Genomic DNA, 19409 nt, shown 5'->3' with positions numbered 1-19409 from the left:
ACCGCACATGGCTGACCATCCCCCGTTCCCCGGGGCCGGGCCCGACTTGCTCGAGGCCATGCTCCGTGGCGCGATGACGTCGCCGCACGTCGCCGCGGACCCGGTTGGTGGCCAGATGGTGGCCCGGTTGTTCGAGCAGCTGGCACAAGCCGATCCCTCCCGCATCGGCCGCCTCCTGTCCCCACAACCGGGCCCTGCGGCGTTCGAGGTCGAAGTGCACCGCACGGGCGACATCGTCCCCGAGTCGGTCATCCGCGATCTCACCGCAGGGGCTGCCATCCGGGAAGCCGCGGCCCGCTCGCGCGATCCCATGCGGAGCGTCGAGCTGGTGGTGGTGCCCGCTGATTCCGACGACGAGGTGGTCCTGGCCGCGAGGCCAGGACAACCTCTGTCGTATCTGTTCACCGACGACGTGAGGGCCCGAGCGGCCGTTCTCCCGCCGCCGGCGACCGCCACCGGCCCGCTCACCGGTCCGGTGCCGATCGTCCCGCCGTCGCGCTCGACCAGCGAGCACGCCTATGCCGATGATGCCGACGACGGGTACGAAGTCGACGACGCGGCGCACACCGACGAGCGCCATGGCGCCGGTCACGCGCTGCGGATGCCCAGCGTGGCGTCGAGCGACCTGGTTCCCGCCCCGGCCGGGTCGCATCCCGTCACTTCTGGCGAGCTGACCGCGGCGATCGAAGCCGCCCTGGCCGAGATGAGCATCCAAGTCGACGTTGCCGGTGTGGCCGAGCTCGTCTCGGAAGCGGTCGCCGGTCAACTCAGCACTGTCGCGCTGCGGTCCGAGGGCGCCCCCGCAGCGCAAGGCGGCGTGGTGCCGGCACTCGACGAAGAGCTACGGCGTGTGCAAGAGGAGTTCCGCGACCAGTCGCTCCAGCAGTTCGCGGTGCTGGCCGCGCAGATGCAGCGTTCGGAGGCGGCGGTCGCCTCACTCGCGGAGCAGCTCGCCGAAAGTCAGCGCCGGCCCCGAGCGGAGGCCGCCGAGCTCGCCGAGCTGCACGCGGGCCTGCGCGATGCCGTACGGATGCTCGCGGCGGTGGAACGCGACCGGCAAGCCGACGTCAGCGGCGACTTGTCTCGCCTGGAGCGCAACCTCGAGGGCGAGCTCCGGCTGCTCGGCCGGCAAGTCGAGACGCACGTCAGCTCGGCGCTGCAGCGGCGAGCTGACCGACCCGGAGCCGACGACCTGACGCGCCTGGCCGGCGATCTCGGCGTGGTCACCGAGCGGCTGGGCGCCCTGGTCCGCCACCTCGACGCCAGCGTCGACGTGCGCTCCCTCGGTCGCCTCACGCGCAGTCTCGAGCGCACTGCGGCGAGGCTCGGCGTGAACGACGACACGGGCGGGTTCGACGAAGTCGAGCACCTCGCGGGGCGCCGCACGAGGCGCGACGCGAGTGCGGGTCACCACCCGCTGCGCCTGGTGGACGATCCCGCGAGCGACACGGGCGCCTGAGCCGTCGCGGACGGCTCGCTTCCGCGGGCCGGTGGTGCGAGCCGCGCCAGTTCAGGAGTTCGGGCGGCTCAAGCGGTCGAGCTCGCCCGACAGCAGCGCCAAGTCGGCGTCGACCATCATGGTCACCAGCTCGGCGAAGCTGACTTTGGGCTCCCAGCCGAGCACCTTGCGCGCTTTGCTCGGGTCACCCACCAGCAGATCGACTTCGGCCGGTCGCATGAACCGCTCGTCCTGCTTCACGTACTGCTGCCAGTCGAGATCGACGTGGCCGAACGCCAGCTCGCAGAACTCCTGCACGGAGTGCGTCTCGCCGGTGGACACGACGTAGTCGTCGGGCTGATCCTGCTGCAGCATCAACCACATCGCCTCGACGTAGTCGCCTGCGAAACCCCAGTCGCGCTTGGCGTCGAGGTTGCCGAGGCGCAGCTCGTCGGTCTGCCCGAGCTTGATGCGCGCAACGGTGTTGGAGATCTTGCGGGTCACGAACTCGAGCCCTCGCCGTGGACCTTCGTGGTTGAACAAGATGCCGGAGCTGGCGTGCAGGTCGTAGCTCTCGCGGTAGTTGATCGTGATCCAGTGGCCGTACACCTTGGCCACCCCGTAGGGGCTGCGCGGGTAGAACGGCGTGGTCTCGCACTGCGGCACTTCGCGGACCTTGCCGAACATCTCTGACGACGACGCCTGGTAGAAGCGGATCGCCGGGTCGACGATGCGGATCGCGTCGAGGATGCGGGTGACGCCGAGCGCCGTCGTCTCGCCGGTGAGCACCGGCTGGCCCCACGACGTCTGCACGAACGACTGGGCAGCCAGGTTGAACACCTCGTCGGGCCGGTGCTCCCGCAAGATGTTCACCATCGAGATCTCGTCGAGCAGGTCGCCGGGCACGAACGTGATCCGATCCTGCACGTGGGCGATGCGCTCGAAGTTCACCGTGCTCGAGCGGCGTACCATGCCGATCACCTCGTAGCCCTTGTCGAGCAGCAGCTCTGCGAGGTGGGATCCGTCCTGGCCGGTGATGCCGGTGATGAGCGCGCGTCGGGTCATGGCGTCCGTTTGTACCGCCTTTGGACGGACCTGTCTGCTAAGTGGGTTGGCACATGGCGTCACGATCTGGATCCGGGGCCGGCGCTCCGAGGCGGGCGGGGATCACCCCCGACTCACTCGGGCGCGAGCCGGGCGAACCGCTCGGCCGACGGGTCGCGGCCCTGCGCAACGAGCGCGGTTGGACCCAACAGGACCTCGCCGATCGCCTCGCGGTCTCGCGGGCGGCTGTGTCGCACATGGAAGCCGGGATGAGCGACCCGAGCGAACGCACGGTTGCGTTGCTCGCTGGCGTGTTCCACCTGGAGCCCCACGACCTGGTGGCCGACACGAACTACCCCTCGGCGAAAGCCGAGCGGCTGCCGGTGACCGTCGCCCGCTACACCGAGGTCGAGCACCAGCTCGCCCGCTTCGACGCCGATCTCGAATGGCTCGCCTGGCTCGACGGTGGCCAGGCCGCACGGCGCCGGGTGATCGACCGGTGGCGGCCGGTGCTGCAACGCCTGTCGACGGAGGCACACGACCCGGCCGAGCGCGAGCTCGTCGCCGAGGCTCGCCGCCGGCTGAGCGACTGCTGAGCGTCGACTGCTGGGGGACCGATCAGGGATTGGCGACCCGCTTGCGCCAGTCGTCGAGCAGGTCGACGAGCGTGCGGTGCAAGGGGATCTCGGGCTCCCACCCGGTGGCGGCCGTCAGGCGGGCGTGATCGCCCCGCAGCACCGGCACGTCGACCGGGCGCAGCAGGTCGGGATCGGTCTCGAACGTGATCGGTAGCCGGGCCAGGTCACGCAAGTCGTCGGCGAGCTCCTGGACCGACACGTCGGTGCCGGAGCAGACGTTGTAGGCCGCGCCCGGCTCTCCGCGCTCGACGAGGAGGCGGTACGCACGAACCACGTCGCGCACGTCGGTGAAATCGCGGCGAGCCGACAGGTTCCCGACCGTGATCGTGTGGGTTCCATCTGCCTCGGCGCGGGCGATCCGTGAAGCCAGCGCCGAGGCCACGAACTTGTCGGTCTGACCGGGACCGAGATGGTTGAACGCCCGCACCCGCAACACCGGCAGCTGCCGACCCAACCAGGCTTGGAGACCGAGGTAGTCGGCTGCCACCTTGCTGGCGGCATAGGGGCTGACGGGGCGCAGCGGGGAGTCCTCGGTCAGCGGCAACTCGGCTTCGCTGACCTTCCCGTACACGTCGGCGCTGGACACGGCGAGCACCCGTTCCACCCCGGTCTCGGTCGCCGCGCCCAGCACGTTCAGCGTGCCTTCGGCGTTGGCGCGAAACGCCTGGGTCGGTGCCGACCACGAGCCTCCCACGTCGGCCCAGCCGGCCAAGTGGTAGATGGCGTCGGGCCGCACCCTGCGCACGAGGGTGCCCACCGCGCCGGGATCGCAGATGTCGACGCCGTCGTGGAGCAGATCGCTGCCCACCACGTCGTCGCCACAGCTGTCGAGGTGCGCGACGAGGTGGCGGCCCACGAACCCGGTCGAACCGGTGACCAGTGCCTTCATCGGTGTGCCTTCATCGCTTTGGGCTCACGGCTGCGCCTCCATCGCCGCGCGCACGCTATCGGGGCGGGGCGAGTCCGATCGCAGGTGGATCTCCATCGGGATGTTGGCCACGCCGATCGACTTGGTGAGGTTCACGACCTTGAGGAAGTCCTGGCCTTCGCGGTGGTCGTAGATGCGGCCGCTGCCGTGCGTCGTGAGGTCGAACGACATCATGAAGGTGCCGTCGAGCAGCGGCAGCCGCGCGAAGTCGAACGTGACCTCGCCGGGGCCGTCGGCGGGCGCGAACTCGACGCCGAGGATCTCGGAGTTGTTGCCGACCATCAGGTTCCCGGCCGCGTCGTGGATCATGAAACCGACGATCCAGTCGTCGATGCGCGAGCGGGTGTCGAACTGCGCCCGTACCCGGACTGGGTCGTCAGGGTGGCACTGGTCCGACCCGCCCGGGTACTCGATGAGGATCTCGGTGAACCACATCTCCTTGGTGGGCGGCGGCGGGCGGTTGGCGGCGACGTCGACCTCGTTGGTCTGCGCCAGCCCGCCGGCCAGCAGCGTGTCGCGAAAGTCCCGGATCGCCTGGCCGGGCTCGCCAGAGCTGACGACCCTGCCGTGATCGAGCACGACCACCCGGTCGCACGTCTGGCGCATCAGGTCGGCGGAGTGGCTGACCAGCAGGATCGACCGGCCCTCGCGCTGGAACTGCTTGACCCGGTCGAGGCACTTGCGCTGGAACGCTTCGTCGCCCACCGACAGCACCTCGTCGACGAGCAACACGTCGGGGTCGACGTTGACCGCCACCGCGAAGCCGAGCCGCGAGTACATGCCCGAGGAGTAGTGCTTGACCTGGTTGTCGATGAACGCGCCGATCTCGGAGAAGTCGACGATGTCGTCGAAGACCCGGTCGATGTAGTGCCGGTCGAGGCCCAGGATCGACCCGTTGAGGTACACGTTCTCGCGGCCGGTCAGGTCGGGGTGGAAGCCGGCGCCGAGCTCGAGCAGCGCGGCGGTGCGCCCCAACGTTCGGATGCGGCCGGACGTGGGCCGCAACGTGCCGGTGATGCACTTGAGCATCGTGGACTTGCCGGAGCCGTTGTGGCCGAGCAGCCCGACGGTCTCGCCTTGCGCGACCTCGAAGCTCACGTCGTCGAGCGCCTTGAACTCCTCGTACGGCATGCGACCGAGCTTGATCACGCGCTCTTTCGCGGACTGCGCCTTGTCGCGGTACAGCTTGAAGGCCTTGGTGACGTGCTCGACCTCGATGGCGTTCGGGTCCATCAGCTCCACCCGCCCATCAGCGCGACCAGCCCATCAGATCTCTTCCGCCATGTTGTCCTCGAGGCGGCTGAACAGCGCCAGCGCCAAGTAGAGCAGGACCAACGAGCCGGCGAGGGCGATGGTCGGGATGGCCGTGTACCACAACACGGTGTTGTGCGGGAGCGCTCCCACGGCGTCTTTGGCGCGGTTCAGCGTGTCGATGTGCGGACCGACGCCGTTGTTGTACAGCACCCGTTGGAACGGAACCGCGAACGCCGTCATCGGGTTCATCCAGAGGAACGCCGTCGACCAGCCGTGCTCGGCGATCTTGTTGCCCATCAGCGTGACCGGATAGACGATCGGCGTCGCCCAGAACCAGGCCAGCGTCATCAGCTCGGCCAAGTGCTGCATGTCGCGGAGGTACACGTCGAGCGCCGCGAAGATGATCGTGACCGCGGCCGTGAACACCACGACGCCGAGCAGCGCCGGGGCCAACGACACGAGGTACGTGCCCGACGGGATCTGGCGGAACACCAGCAGCGCGCCGAGCAGCACCAGCGACTGGAGGAAGAAGTGCACCAGGCTGGCGCCCACCGTGGCGAGCGGCAGAACCTCGCGCGGGAACCAGACCTTGGTGACGAGCTGCCCGTTGGCGACGATCGATCCGGTCCCGCCCATCACCGAGCCCACGAAGAAGTTCCACGGCAGCAGGCCCGCCATCATGAACAGCGCGAAGTTCTTCACGCCGTTGGTCATCAAGACGCCGAACACGAAGCTGAAGACCACGATGTACAGCGCAGGGTTCAGCAGCGACCAGAAGAACCCCAGGACGCTGCTCTTGTAGCGCACTTTGAGGTCCTTGCGGACGAGGTTCACCAGCAGCTCGCGGAACCGCCAGAGGTGCACCACCCGCTCGAGTGGGGTCGGACGTTTGGAGATCTCCCGCGCGCCGGATTCCGCCTCGGGGTGCCGGAGCGGTTCGTGGACGAGGTCGCGGGTTGGCGACACGGTGGACATCAGGGGCTGCTCACGTGCATCGAGGGTGCAACGCTAGTGCCTCGCCCTCCCAGGTTGGTGACGCTGAGCCGTGCCCGCGGCCGTGGCGGCGGCGGCCGATCGCGGGACTTCGAGCCTCCGGGGGCCCGCGAACGACCCACCTATACTGCGCCGGTGCCCCGGTTTCCCTCACACGCCCAGCAGGGCGAGGACGTCGTGCTGTGGCGGGCGTTGCGCCAGGTCACCAACGGGCGGTACGTAGAGGTCGGCGCCAACCATCCCACCGACCAGTCCATCACCCGCGCGTTCTATGACCACGGCTGGCGGGGTCTCACCTGCGAACCGGTTCCCTCGTTCGCCGACCTCCACCGAGCGCAGCGGCCGGAAGACCAACTCGTCCAGGCGGCGATCTCGAACCAGAGCGGCGAGCACATCACGATGTTCGAGGTGCCGGGCACCGGCCTGTCGACGATGTTCGAGGACATCAGCTCGCGCCACCTGAAGGCGGGCTGGGACGTGGTCGAGATCACCGTGCCCACGTTGACGCTCGCCGACGCGATCGAACAGGCCGGTTGGACCGACGAACCGATCCACTTCATGGTCGTCGATGTGGAGGGCGCGGAGCGCCAGGTCCTCGAAGGCATGGACTTCCAGCGCTGGCGGCCGTGGGTCCTGGTCGTCGAGTCCACCGCCCCGCTCAGCACGCTGCAGGCGCATGAGAGCTGGGAGAAGCTCGTGCTCGACGCGGGTTACCAGTTCTGCTTGTTCGACGGCTTGTCCCGCTTCTACGTGGCCGACGAGCACGCCGAGCAGCTTGCCGCCAAGTTGAGCTACCCGGCTGGGGGGCTCGACGACTTCACCACGCCGGCCGAGCGGGAGTTGCAAGCGCTGCGTGACCCTGAGCGGGGCCAGCTCGCACTGCTCACGGCGCGGGTCGGCGAGTTGGAGGCGGCCAACAACGAGCTGGCGGGGCTTGTCACGCGGTGGCGTGCCAAGTACTTGGAGCGATGGGCCGAGTCGGCCGACCCCACCGGGGGCGAGGCGCTGGTCAACGAGATCTACAACACAGTGTCGTGGAAGGTCACCAAGCCGTTGCGGGCTGTGCGGCGCGGGGTTGACAAGGTCGACGCCCTCAAGCGGGCGGGCGTCCGAGTCAAAGCCGCGCAACGAGCTGTCCGCGGTCGGGGATGAGCCAGACCGACCGCCCGCTCCCTCTCACCGGCTTGCGTGATCGCCTGCGGGCCGCTGCCGAGGTGCTCGACGTCGAGGTTCCCGACCCGAGCGAGGACTCGGCCATCGAGGCCGCGGACCTGCTGGCCGGCCTGGTGCAAGTGGCGGTCGGCGGTCGCGAGCCCGGCGCGGTGTGGTTGTTGCACGTGGCCCTCACCGCCAGCTTCCCCGGCTCCCACGAAGTGGCGCGGGCCCGGCGAGCCTTCGAGCTCCGCACCCCCGGCCAGGCCGAGGAGTGGCTGCTCGACGAGTGGTATCCCGCCGCGCGCCACAACCCGCTGGCCGCCTGGCCGATGGAGATCGTGCGCGACGCAGTGGTGCTCGACGTGAGCCACACCGCGCGCCACGATCTGCACACCGGGATCCAGCGGGTGGTGCGGTCGGCGTCGCCGTATTGGGCCGAGCTCGGCGAACTGGTGCCTGTGGCGTGGTCCGACGGCTTCCGCGGCTATCGGACGTTGACCGCCGTGGAGCGCCGTCGTGTGTTCCAGTGGAACGAGCATCAAGCCGATGGTCACGCGCTGCCGGCGTCGACGGTCGGGGCAACGATCCCCGACGACGACACCCCCGCGCTCGTGGTGCCGTGGAACTGCACGGTGGTGCTGGCCGAGTCGCTCGAGGCCGGTTCGTGCGATCGGTTGGCGGCGCTCGCCGACTGCTCGGGCTCGCGCTTGGCGGCCATCGGCTACGACCTGATCCCCGCAGTGAGCGCCGACATGGTGCCGGTGGGTCTTTCCGACCAGTTCCTGAAGTACCTCACGGTCATCAAGCACACCAGCCGGGTCGCGGCCATCAGCAAGGCGGCCGCGGTCGAGTTCCGCGGCTTTGGTGAGATGCTCGCCAACCAGGGCCTGCCGGGCCCCGACGTCCATGTGTGCGAGCTGCCGGCGCCACCGATGCCGCCGGAGCCAGTCGACATCCCCTCGGGTCGCCCGCGCGTCGTGATGGTCGGGAGCTTCGAGCCGCGGAAGAACCACTTGTCGGTGCTGTTCGCAGCGGAACGGCTGTGGCGCGAGGGCCATGATTTCGAGTTGCACCTGGTGGGCGGCATGTCCTGGGTGCACGACATCCACGACGAGATCGACCGCCTCGCCACCCTCGGCCACCCGGTGCACAAGCACTTGGCCATCAGCGAGGAGGCGCTCGACGAGCAGTACCGGTCGGCGCGCTTCAGCGTGTTCGCCTCGGTGCACGAGGGCTACGGGCTGCCGGTCGTCGAGTCGCTCGCGGTCGGCACGCCCGCAGTGATCGGCGACGTCGGGAGCGTGGGCGAGATCGGCGCGGCGGGCGGCTGCTTGTTGGTCGATCCGCGCGACGACGACTCGCTGCACGAAGGCATGCGTCGCCTGCTCACCGACGACGACTTGCTCCGCGAGTTGCACGGCGAGATCGCCGCCCGCCCGACCACCACCTGGTCCGATTATGCGTCGGCGAGTTGGCAGGCGCTGGTCGGAGCGGCGCCATGAGACGTCGCGGCGACGCCGCCGCCGCACTGGTGTCGCGCGTCGACTCGGGTCGGAGGACCCGCCGCGAGGCGCTGCGCGGCCGGCTGGCCGTGTTCGCGGCCGCCTTGGGGGAGGCGCCGTCGCCCGGGCGCACCACGATCGACCTCGTCGAGCAGGCGATCCGTGTGTTGCGGCCGATCGACGGTCGGCCCGACCCTTCGAAGATCTGGCTGCTGCACGCCGTGCTCGCGGCGCGGTTCCCGGCCCCGGACATGATCGTGCAGGCCACCCGCCGCGCCCGCCTCGACGGACCCGAGGCAGCGATCGCCCTCGCTCTCGACCACGCCCTCGACCGGTCGCTCAACATCGCGCCGGATGCGGTGCTGTCGCAGGAGATCCCCGACGACATGGGATGGCCCCAGGTCGAAGTCGTCACCGGCGAGATCATCGTCGACCTCCACCACACCGCTCGCACGCGGTTGGCGACCGGCATCCAGCGGGTGGCCCGCGAGTCCGCGCGCCGCTGGTCGCGCGACCACGATCCCGTGTTCGTGCAGTGGGGCGGCCGTGGCACGTCGATGCACCGTCTCACCACCGCCGAGGTCGCCGCAGCGCTGTCCGGCGAAGGGATGTCGGACGACGCCGACCCCGCTGATCCCACGGTGTTGATCCCGTGGAACTGCCGTTACCTGCTGCCAGAAGTGGCCGTCGAGCGGAACCGGGTGCGCGCGTTGACGGCCATGCTCCGCTTCTCCGGCACGACCGGAGGATCGATCGGGTTCGATTGCGTGCCGATGACGTCGAACGAGACCGTGAACATCGAGGTCGGTGGGTTCTTCGCGTATGGCATGTCGGTGACCCGCCACCTCGACCGGGTCGCCACCATCTCCGAAGGCGCCGGGGTCGAGTACGCCGGGTGGCGCACGATCTTGAGCGGCACCGGGGTCGAGGGCCCGGAGATCCGCGCTGTCCCGCTGGCGGTCGAGGCGCGCAAGGCCACGCCCGAAGCACGCGCCCAGGTGGCTGAGGAGCTTGGTCTGCCGTCGATCCCGATGGTGCTGGTCGTCGGCAGCCACGAGCCGCGCAAGAACCACTTGGCCGTGCTCCACGCGGCCGAGTTGTTGTGGCGCAAGGGCTACCGCTTCCACGTCGTCTTCGTCGGCGGGCAGTCCTGGCGGAGCGACGAGGTGCGCGGGCGCGTGGCTGAGCTGCGGGCAGGCGGGCGACTGGTCGACAGCGTCACGGCGCTGCCCGACGACCAGCTCTGGGCGGCGTACGAGATGGCCGATGTGGTGCTGTTCCCGTCGCTGAACGAGGGCTTTGGCCTCCCGGTTGCCGAGGCGCTCGCCACCGGGACGCCGGTGATCACGTCGCGGTTCGGGCCGATGGCTGAGATCGCGGCCCACGGCGGGGCGTTGTTCGTGGATCCACGCGACGACCACGACCTTGCCGAGGCGCTGGCCAGGTTCCTCGACGACCCGGACCTGCGGGCACGCCTCCGTGCCGAGGCGGAGCGGTCGCCCACCCGGACGTGGGACGACTACGCCGCCGAGGTGTGGGCCTATCTCGCCGCTGACGCCGCTCGGTAGAGCTCGACCAACCCGTCGACGCAGGCCGGCCAGGTGAAGCGCGCGACGTTGCGTGCACCTCGCTCGACCAACGCCGCCGCCGGCGTCGGGTCGTCGAGCAGCGGTGAGATCGCGGCCACCAGCGCGTCGACCAGGTCGGGGCCGGCGGTCGGATCGACGATGATCGCGCCATCGCCCACCACTTCGGGCAGCGACCCGGCGCGGGTGGTGACCACCGGCGTGCCGGTCGCCTGCGCTTCCAGTGGGGGGAAGCCAAAACCCTCGTAGCGGCTCGGGTACACAAACGCGGCCGCCCCCCGCAGGAGCGCGGATCGCTGGCGGTCGTCGACCCATTGCAGGCGCACGACGCGGTCGCCGTGCGCCGCGGCGCCGATGGCCTCGGCCGCGTCGGCGCTGGCGAGACCGTGGGGCCCGGCGATCACCAGGCGCAGATCGGCGTGTGTGCTGGCCAACCGGTCGAACGCGTGCACGAGCTCGGGGACGTTCTTGCGCGGTTCCACCGACCCGAGCGCGAGCAGGTAGCGGCCGCCACCCGCCAGGGCCGCGCCGTCGCCCGGGGTGGTGCCCGGTCCTTCGCTCGCGACGGCGACGCCGGGGTGGATCGCGCGCACCCGCGCCGGATCGGCGTCGAGGTACCGGACCACTTCGGCGGCGACGAACGCGGAATCGGTGTGCACCCACGCGCCGCGACCGATGGCCCGCCGGAGCAAGTCGGGAACGCGCCGGGCGTCGGCGCTCACGAGATGCGGGAAGTGCAGCGGTCCCAAGTCGTGCACCGACACGACCTCGGCCGCGCCTGCGCTGGGTGGCACCACGAAGTTGGGGCCGTGCACCACGTCGGCGCCCGCGGTGAGGAAGCGCACCGACGGTCGGTCACCGCGGCGCCACAGCTCCTTCAACAAGGCGGCGGGCGTGGGGCGATCGACGACGGTGACGCCGTCGGGCAGTTGCGCGGCGAGCCGCCCTCGGCCGCGGAAGGTCAGGGCGAACGCGACGAGGTCGAGGTCGTGGCGCGCGGCAAGGCCGCGGACCAGGTGGTCGCAAAAGACACCGATGCCCGTGTGTGGGGTCAACAACGGGGTGCAGTCGACGGCGACGCGCATGGCTGACAAGTTTGGTGCCCGGGAGCAGCACCGCGGCGCAGGTACCGTGGAACGATGGTGCGGGATCGTTTGGGGGGCCGGCGCGCGTGGATCGCGCCGGCCGTGTCGTTGCTGGTGCTCGGATCCGCGATTGCAGGTGCAGCGGCGCCCGCGGCGGCCCTGCGGGTCTCGTCCGCGACGCTGCCCTCAGCCCGCGCGGTCGTGACCACGATGCCCGACACGGTCAGCTTCCAGGGCCATGGTTGGGGTCACGGGCGGGGCATGGGCCAGTGGGGTGCGTACGGCTATGCCACCGGATCGCACTGGACGTGGCAGCAGATCACCGATCACTACTACCAAGGCTCGACCGCCGGTGATGTCGGGACCCGGTCGCTGAGCGTGGCGCTCACGCAGCTGTCGCCCACCAGCTTGTTGGGAACCGGTACGGCGTATCCCGACGCCACGGTGCTGCTGCAGCGGGGCACGCTGCGCTACGTCACACCCGACGGCGTGTCGCATCCGGTCCTGGGTCAGGCGCTGCGGCTCGAGCGCACCGGTCCGTCCGCGTGGGCGAGCTGGGTGGCGCCGGGCTGTGCAGGCCCATGGACCCCCGGCCCCGCCGTGTCGGGCGCGTCGATCAAGATGCTCCCCGCCGTCAGCGGTGCGACGAGCGTGCAGGACACGTTGGCGGTGTGTGAGCCGAGCCAGACCGGCTTCGAACGCCACGTGATCGGCGAGCTGCGCGCGGTCGACATCGGTTCGGGCCAAGCGCTCGTCAACGTGCTGCCCGTGGAGAGCTACCTGCAGTCGGTCGTGCCCCGCGAGATGCCGGCCAGTTGGGCCGACGCCGCCAACGGCGCGGGGATGGCGGCCCTCCAGGCGCAGGCTGTCGCCGCCCGCAGCTACGGGTTGGGCTCGCATCGCTACTCGTACGCCGACACCTGCGACTCGTCGTGCCAGTCGTATCCAGGGCAGTGGATCGTGCAGGGCGGCACGACATCGACGGTGGTCGATGCTCGGTCGAACCAGGCGATCAGCTCCACCGCCGGCCAAGTGCGGTTGCTGCCGGGCAACGTGATCGCCGCCACCGAGTTCTCGGCGTCGACAGGTGGCTACACCGCTGGCGGCGTGTTCACCGCCGTGCCCGACGACGGTGACGCAGTGGCCGGCAACCCCAACCACACGTGGACGGCCAGCATCGCCCGCACCGCGATCGAGCAGCGCTACGGGAAAGGCACGTTGCAGGCGATCGACATCACGGGCCGCAACGGTCTCGGCGACATGGGAGGTCGGGTCACCTCGATGACGCTGGTGTTCAGCGGCGGGTCGGTGAACCTCAGCGGCGACGACTTCCGCAGCGCGTTCGGGCTCGAGTCCAACTGGTTCCAAGTGACCAACAACTGCGCCGCCGCGTCGAGCCCGTCACCGCCGTTCCCGTCGATCACCGCCATGGTGACCCAGCAATACCACGACGTCCTCGCCCGGGATCCCGATTCCCAGGCGGCCAGATGGGTCGACGCCATCGCGTGTGGGCGCACCACACCGGAAGCCGTCGTGACGGCGTTCTTCACCTCACCGGAAGCCGACGCCGTCTTCGGTCAAGTCGTACGGCTGTACCTCGGCGTCCTCGGCCGGGTGCCGGACCTCGGCGGCGCGTTCGGCTGGCAGAAGTACGTGGCCGCGGGCATGACCCCGCAACAGCTCGCCGCCAACTTCGCCAACAGCCGCGAGTTCCGCAGTGTCCACAACCCGCCCTCGAACCGCGACTTCGTGTCGGAGATGTACGTGCAGATGTTCGGTCGGACCGCGGATCCCGGGGGGTTGCAGATGTGGACGAACTGGCTCGCGACCCACACCCGGGGCGACCTCGTCTACCAGTTCTCGATCGCCCGCGAGTTCCACCAACGGTGGGATGTGCGGGCAATGGTCCACGAGGGCTACTTGGCCATGTTGCGTCGGGTCGCGGATCCCGCCGGTTACGACGCCTGGTACTCGCTGGTCGTGAAGTCAGGCGGCTCCCCGGCGCCGCTCGTGCACGGGTTGTACACGTCACCGGAGTACCGCCTGCGGTTCTCGTGACCTGACCATTGGTGTGGCGGTGGCCGAGGCCGGGTCGCGTTCGTCGCCACGACGCGGAACTGGGACCCGTCGGGGGAGATCGGGTCCCAGTTCCTCGAGAGTGCCGCCGGGGGGAGCGGCCCATCTCTTGTGCGGCTCGCCATCGTTGCGATGGCGGCCGATCACGACACCGGGCGGGCGGGTGCCGGTGTCCAGTCTTCGAGGTGGTTCAGGCAGCTCGACCGACGAGGCCGCGAACCTGCTCGCGGGCGTCCTTGGCGGCGGTGCGGGCCTGGGCGACCAGCTCTGCGGCCTGCTCGGGCAGACGGCCCTGCACCTGGTCGAGGAGCGCGGCGACCTGCTGCTCGACGGCAGCGATGCGCTCTTCGGCGACCTTGCGCTGGCCCTCGACGTTGCCGCTGAGCTTCTTCAGCTCGCTGCGGAGCTCGGTCAGCTGCTCCTTCAGGCTCTTTTCGAGCTCGTTGCGCTGGACTTGGAGCTTCTGGAAGCCGATCACGCCGAGTCCGACCGTGACGTACACGGCGTCCTTGGCGGCTTTGGTGATGTCGTCGAGCCGGAACTCGGCCATGGGGGTTTCCTCCGGGTTGAGCGTCTGGGGAGCACCGTCGTCCGGCGCCGTTGTGCTAGCAACACTACGCCTTCTGTTAAACAGTTGCAAGCACTTGCGTTGTGACGATTGCTACAGCCAGGAGCCAGGGGGGTGCCGGAGCCGCCGGGTGGCGGCGACTACCCTGAGCGCATCGTGGAGACGCAAGATTCCGGTTTGGCCGCGCCCGACCGCAGAGTTCCCACTCCCGAGGCCCGCCACCGGAAGCTCGCCGGCACGCTCGCGTCCGCCCCACCGCCGGAGGCGGCAGCCGACGTGTCGGACGCGCCGCCCGCGCCCGCGCCGCCCGGTGGGTCGCCGCGGCGCTCCCGGCCCCTTCACGTCGGTGGCGCGGGGGGCGACGAGGTCCCCGAGATGGCGCCGTACGACCTCGGTCCCGACGACACGGGCGTCGTGGCGGCCGTACCGGAGGTGGCGCCAGCCGTCGTGGCCGTGGTGGTCACGCACGATCCCGGTCCGTGGTTTCGCGACACGTTGGCTGCGCTCGCCGCGCAGACGTACCCGAACTTGTCGGTACTGGTGGTCGATGCGGGCAGCGCCAACGACCCCACCCCCGTGGTCGCGGAGGTGCTGCCCACGGCATACGTGAAGCGGCTCGAGCACAACCCGGGCTTCGGCCCGGCAGCAAACGAAGTGCTCGACCTGGTCGACGGCGCCGCGTTCTACTGCTTGTGCCACGACGACATCGCGCCCGACCCCGACGCGGTGCGCCAGCTCGTCGAGGAAGCCTTCCGCTCCAACGCCGGTGTGATCGGGCCCAAGCTCGTCGACTGGGATGATCCGCGCATCTTGCAACAGGTCGGCGTCGCAGTCGACAAGGCAGGCGTGCTCGCTCCGTACGCCGATCCCGGCGAGCTCGACCAGGAGCAACACGATGCCGTCCGGGACGTCTTTGCCGTCCCGAGTGCCTGCACTTTGGTGCGGGCCGACCTGTTCGCGGCGATCGGCGGTTACTCGCCCGACATCGCGCGCCACGGTGAGGACCTCGACCTGTCGTGGCGCAGCCATGTGGCGGGCGCGCGGGTCATGGTGGCGCCGGCGGCGCGGGTACGTCACCGCGAGGCCGATCACGAGCGGGGAACCGACACCGATCAAGTGCGGCTCCGGGCGCGTCACCGGATCCGCACCTTGCTCACCTGCTACTCGCGGGCGTCGCTGTTGTGGATCGTGCCCCAGGCCGTGGTCGTGTCGCTGCTCGAAGCGGTCTACGGCCTCGTCGCCGGTCGCACGGAACGCAGCCGTGCCGAGCTCGACGGGTGGTGGTGGAACTTCCGCCAGCTCTCCTCGCTGCGCGCCCGCCGCCGCCAGCTGCAGGCGGTCCGCCGGGTCCCCGATCGGGAGATCCGCAACCTGCAGACGCGGGGGAGTGCCCGGGTGTCCGCGTTCATCCGGGGCCAGCTCGCTGCCGGCGACGATCAGCTGCGGATCATGGCTCGCCGGCGTCGCCGGTCCGATCCCGGCCGATCCGGCCCCCGCCGGGTTGGCGTGGCGGCCATCGTCGGCGTGGCGATCGTGCTGTTGGCCGGCAGCCGGGGGCTGCTGTTCGGCGACTTGCCGGCCGTCGGCGAGTTCGCCCGTTTCTCGCACGGTCCCATCGACCTCTTGCAGTCGTGGTGGAGCGGTTGGCGCGATGTCGGTCTCGGGGCCACGGGCGGTGCTCCCGCAGGGATGGGCGCGTTCGGGCTGCTCGGTCTGGTGTTCTTCGGCGCCGTCGGAGTGCTGCGGAAGGTGGCGATCCTCGCCATGTTGCCGCTCGGTGCTTGGGGCTCGTGGCGCTTGGCCCGCCCGATCGGGTCGTCGGGCTCTCGCGCGGTGGCGCTGATCGTCTACGTGGCGATTCCGGTCCCGTACAACGCCATCGCGCAGGGGGAGTGGGGTGCGTTGGTCACGTGGGCCTTTGCACCGTGGCTGTTGCTCGGAGTGTGCCGCGCCGCCGGCGTCGCGCCGTATGGGCGTCGTGGCATGCCCGCGGCGACGGCGGACACGGCAGCCACGCGGCCCACCCGGCCGCTCGCCGCGCAGTCGTTGGGTCTCGGTCTCGCCGTGGCGGTCGCTGCTCTGGTCGCTCCCGCGGCCGCGCTCGCCCTGGTGGTCATCGCGGTCGGGGTGGTCGTCGGTTCGCTGGTGGTGTTCCGCCTGAGCGGTTCGCTGCGGGTGGTGATCGCCACGGTCGGTGGGTTGGCCGTCGCGGGGGTGTTGCACCTTCCCTGGCTGCTCGGGTTCGTGCACGACGGCCGCCAGCTCGGTGTGCTCACGGGCCCGCGCAGTGCGGTCGGCGGTTCGCTGCCGTTCGCACACCTGTTGCGGTTCGAGTCCGGACCGCTCGGCGCCGCGCCCCTCGGATGGGCGTTCCTCGTCGTCGCCGCGCTGCCGTTGTTGATCGGTCGCGGGTGGCGCCTCGAGTGGGCCGTGCGTGGCTGGACGGTGGCGCTCGCCGCTTGGGGCTTGCTCTGGGCGGGGCAGGCCGGTTGGCTCCACGCCGCGCTGCCGACCCCCGACGTGCTGTTGGCGCCTGCTGCCGCGGGGCTCTCGCTCGCGGCCGCGCTCGGCGTGGCCGCCTTCGAGGTCGACTTGCCGAGCTACCGCTTCGGGTGGCGCCAACTCGCATCGGTGGTCGCCGCCGCCGGGCTGGTGGCCGGCGTGCTCCCCACGCTGGGCGCGGCCGTCGACGGTTCGTGGAAGCTGCCGAGCTCGGGGTTTGAGGACACGTTGTCGTTCATCCAGTCCGAAGCCCACAAGGATCCCTTCCGGGTGTTGTGGGTGTCCGACCCCGACGACTTGCCGGTTGCCGGGTGGCGCCTCGACGACCACTTGTCGTACGGGACGTCGAACCAGGGCCTGCCCTCGCTCGGCGACCGCTGGGCCAACCCGTGGCCGGGTAGCTCTGCGCAGCTCGGCGCGGCGATCCGCATGGCATTGCGTGGTGACACCGCGCAGCTCGGCCACCTGCTCGCACCCCTTGGTGTGCGCTACCTCGCCGTGCCGTCGCAGATCGCGCCCTTGCCGAGCTCGGTGCACCACCGGCCGCCGCCAGCCGCTTTGACGGCCGCGCTCGACGACCAGCTCGACCTCCAACCCCTCAACGCGCTGAATCCGGCGATCACGGTGTGGGTCAACCGGGCGTGGCGGCCGACTCCGGTGGTGCTGCCTGCCGGCAGCGTCGCCGACGGCTCGCAGCTCGGCGACGCCACCCGTCTCGTGGAGCCGACCCAGCGCACCCCTCTGGCGTGGGCGAGCGACCGGCGTTCGGCGCACGGCACCATCGCCGAGCCCGGCCAGCTGTTGGTCGACCAAGCAGACGACGCCGGTTGGAAGCTCCGCGTGGACGGGACATCGATGGCACGGTCCGAGGCGTTCGGCGCGGTCCAGCGTTACGACGTCACCAAGTCGGGTTCGGCATCGCTCCATTACGACACCCCGGTGGGGTGGATGCTGCTCGCCATCGGCCAGGTCGCGTTGTGGATCCTGCTGATCGTGCTGTGGCGGCGAGCCAATGGGGCTGATCGTCGACGCGAGCGCCGTGAGGTGCAGCTTCCCGTGCCCCGCACCGCGGCAGATCCCGTTCGTGAGCGGATGTGGCACCAATGACCCGCCGCCTCCTCGCGTTGCTCCTCGTCCCGGTGCTGTTGATCGGCGCCGCGGTGGCCGACGGTCGCCACCACCGCACGGTGCGCGGCCACGACGCACGGCCGATCCAAGTGTCCGCCAACGGGAACCCGGCGCCCACCGTGCCGCCGCGCACCCCGGCCAACGCCGGCTCGTACCTGCCGGTCATGGCCGGTCGCGCCGCGCTCGACACTGCGTGGTTCTGTGTCGCCAGCTCCACGTCCAACCCGACCGCTCCCGGGGTCGTCGTCCTCGCCAACGCCGGACCATCGCCAGCTCGAGTGGTGGTCAACGCAGTGTCGGATTCCGGCTCCACCAGAGCGGCCACGGTCGCGGTGCCAGCGGAAGGTGCGGCGCAAGTCGACGTGGCCGGCATGGTGAAGGGCAACTGGGTCGCGGCAACGGTGGTGGTCGACCACGGGGAGGTGGTGCCGAACCTGCTCGTGAGCCATGACGGGGCCACGTCGGTGACGCCCTGCGCCAGCCGGACCTCGTCGAACTGGTACTTCCCGATGGGCGAGAGCGAGACCGGTACCACGGAGGACTTGGTCTTCTACAACCCGTACCCCGACGATGCGAGCGTCGACGTGGCGCTCGAAACCCCCGACGGGCCACGCCAACCGCCGAGCCTGCAAGGGGTGCCGGTGCCGTCGGGGCAAGTGGTGGTGCAGCGGGTGAGCGACGTGGAGCGCCGGCGGGCCACCCTCGGCGCGACCGTCACGGCACCCACCGGCCGGGTGGTGGCTGCCCGGATGATCAGCTTCGACGGAAGTGGCGCTGCGGGTCCGCTGGGTGGCCCGCGGAAGGGGTTGAGCCTCGCCCTTGGCCAACCGACGCTCAGCACCGGATGGGCGTGGCCCTACAGCACCAAGGCCGATGGCCACGCCGACCAGTTCGTGCTGTACAACCCCGGCCAATCCGACGCGACGGTGGCCGTCCACATCGGGGTCGCGAACCCGGCGGGTGTCGGCCAGATCCCCGCGATCCCGGTCCAGGTGCAGGCCGGGTCCGTCACTACGTTCGACGCCTCGAAGCTGCGCCAGATCCCCGGCAACTCGAACTACTCGGTGCTCATCCAATCCACCAACGGCGTGCCGGTCGCGATCGAGCGCCTCGGTGAGCGGCAGACGTCGAGCGCGCATGGCCTGGTGGTCACGCCAGGGTCACCGGTGCAGGCGGAGGAGTGGGTGCTCGGGGCGGTGGACGGGCGGGCCGGGCAGGCATTCGTGACGGTGTCGAACCCCGGCGACCGGTCCGTCACGGTGCGGCTGCGGCGCCTCGACGGCAAGGGCGGCCGGGTGACGGCCACCCAGCAGATCGCGCCGCACGACCGGGCCGACTTCGCCGCCGACCAGTTCGGCGGTGACGGCCTTGCGTCGGTGGTCGTGCAAGCCGACCGCCCGGTCCTCGCCGGCGCGCTGCAAGAGCAGCCCCGAGGTCTGAGCTTCATGCTCGGGGTTCCCGCTCGGGCGTCGATCCGCTTCCCGTGAACGTGCCGAGCTCGCGCAACCCGGT

At 70.4% G+C, this 19409-nt stretch carries 14 protein-coding genes; 8 read left to right on the top strand and 6 right to left on the bottom strand.

Annotated features, from left to right (window positions below; translation table 11 throughout):
- The first annotated feature begins 7 nt into the window (after window positions 1-7).
- Window positions 8-1459 (top strand): hypothetical protein, encoded by a 1452-nt coding sequence (locus VHA73_04880; protein HVX17346.1) that lies wholly within the window; start codon window positions 8-10, stop codon window positions 1457-1459.
- 51 nt (window positions 1460-1510) lie between these two features.
- On the opposite strand, the gene gmd is transcribed toward VHA73_04880, so the two are convergent.
- Window positions 1511-2503: a GDP-mannose 4,6-dehydratase gene (gene gmd, locus VHA73_04875; protein ID HVX17345.1), complete on the bottom strand. Its 993-nt coding sequence runs from the start codon at window positions 2501-2503 to the stop codon at window positions 1511-1513.
- Window positions 2504-2556: 53 nt separating this feature from the next.
- On the opposite strand from gmd, the gene VHA73_04870 reads away from it, so the two are divergent.
- Complete coding sequence (locus VHA73_04870) at window positions 2557-3078, top strand: helix-turn-helix transcriptional regulator (protein ID HVX17344.1); 522 nt, start codon at window positions 2557-2559, stop codon at window positions 3076-3078.
- Window positions 3079-3100: 22 nt separating this feature from the next.
- On the opposite strand, the gene VHA73_04865 is transcribed toward VHA73_04870, so the two are convergent.
- Genes VHA73_04865 through VHA73_04855 form a run of 3 tightly spaced genes read right to left on the bottom strand, consistent with a single transcriptional unit; the run spans window position 3101 to window position 6277 of the window.
- The gene (locus VHA73_04865) at window positions 3101-4009 is read right to left on the bottom strand and encodes a GDP-mannose 4,6-dehydratase (protein HVX17343.1); all 909 of its coding nucleotides are present in this window, start codon (window positions 4007-4009) and stop codon (window positions 3101-3103) included.
- 24 nt (window positions 4010-4033) lie between these two features.
- A complete protein-coding gene (locus VHA73_04860) occupies window positions 4034-5281 on the bottom strand; it encodes an ABC transporter ATP-binding protein (protein ID HVX17342.1) in 1248 nt (415 codons plus the stop codon).
- Window positions 5282-5314: 33 nt separating this feature from the next.
- A complete protein-coding gene (locus VHA73_04855; GenBank protein HVX17341.1) occupies window positions 5315-6277 on the bottom strand; it encodes an ABC transporter permease in 963 nt (320 codons plus the stop codon).
- Window positions 6278-6430: 153 nt separating this feature from the next.
- Here VHA73_04855 and VHA73_04850 point away from each other — a divergent pair, with 153 nt between their 5' ends.
- The 3 genes from VHA73_04850 to VHA73_04840 are packed head-to-tail and all read left to right on the top strand — an operon-like array spanning window position 6431 to window position 10520.
- On the top strand, window positions 6431-7447 hold the full coding sequence (locus VHA73_04850) for an FkbM family methyltransferase (protein HVX17340.1): 1017 nt from the start codon (window positions 6431-6433) through the stop codon (window positions 7445-7447).
- Window positions 7444-8952 (top strand): glycosyltransferase, encoded by a 1509-nt coding sequence (locus VHA73_04845; protein HVX17339.1) that lies wholly within the window; start codon window positions 7444-7446, stop codon window positions 8950-8952. The genes VHA73_04850 and VHA73_04845 overlap by 4 nt, the downstream gene beginning before the upstream one ends.
- Entirely contained in the window at window positions 8949-10520 is a 1572-nt protein-coding gene (locus VHA73_04840; protein HVX17338.1) for a glycosyltransferase family 1 protein, read from the top strand. The genes VHA73_04845 and VHA73_04840 overlap by 4 nt, the downstream gene beginning before the upstream one ends.
- Here the strand turns inward: VHA73_04840 and VHA73_04835 are convergent.
- A complete protein-coding gene (locus VHA73_04835; GenBank protein ID HVX17337.1) occupies window positions 10493-11623 on the bottom strand; it encodes a glycosyltransferase family 1 protein in 1131 nt (376 codons plus the stop codon). The genes VHA73_04840 and VHA73_04835 overlap by 28 nt on opposite strands.
- A gap of 54 nt (window positions 11624-11677) precedes the next feature.
- Between VHA73_04835 and VHA73_04830 the strand changes: the two genes are divergently transcribed.
- Window positions 11678-13681 (top strand): DUF4214 domain-containing protein, encoded by a 2004-nt coding sequence (locus tag VHA73_04830; protein ID HVX17336.1) that lies wholly within the window; start codon window positions 11678-11680, stop codon window positions 13679-13681.
- Window positions 13682-13889: 208 nt separating this feature from the next.
- Here the strand turns inward: VHA73_04830 and VHA73_04825 are convergent, their stop codons facing one another.
- Window positions 13890-14249, bottom strand: coding sequence for a hypothetical protein (locus VHA73_04825; GenBank protein ID HVX17335.1), 360 nt, complete (start codon window positions 14247-14249; stop codon window positions 13890-13892).
- 174 nt (window positions 14250-14423) lie between these two features.
- On the opposite strand from VHA73_04825, the gene VHA73_04820 reads away from it, so the two are divergent.
- Together VHA73_04820 and VHA73_04815 are read left to right on the top strand one after the other, a co-directional pair.
- Window positions 14424-17876, top strand: a complete 3453-nt coding sequence (locus tag VHA73_04820; GenBank protein ID HVX17334.1) for a glycosyltransferase family 2 protein — start codon at window positions 14424-14426, stop codon at window positions 17874-17876.
- Window positions 17873-19384 carry a DUF5719 family protein gene (locus VHA73_04815; GenBank protein HVX17333.1) on the top strand — a complete coding sequence of 504 codons (1512 nt, stop codon included), beginning with the start codon at window positions 17873-17875 and terminating at the stop codon, window positions 19382-19384. The genes VHA73_04820 and VHA73_04815 overlap by 4 nt, the downstream gene beginning before the upstream one ends.
- The last annotated feature ends 25 nt before the right edge of the window (window positions 19385-19409 follow it).

The sequence above is a fragment of the Acidimicrobiales bacterium genome, from assembly GCA_035547835.1.
Taxonomy (GTDB): domain Bacteria; phylum Actinomycetota; class Acidimicrobiia; order Acidimicrobiales; family Iamiaceae; genus DASZTW01.
The sequence above is the reverse complement of the archived record's forward strand: the minus strand, read 5'-3'. Positions and strand labels throughout refer to the sequence as shown.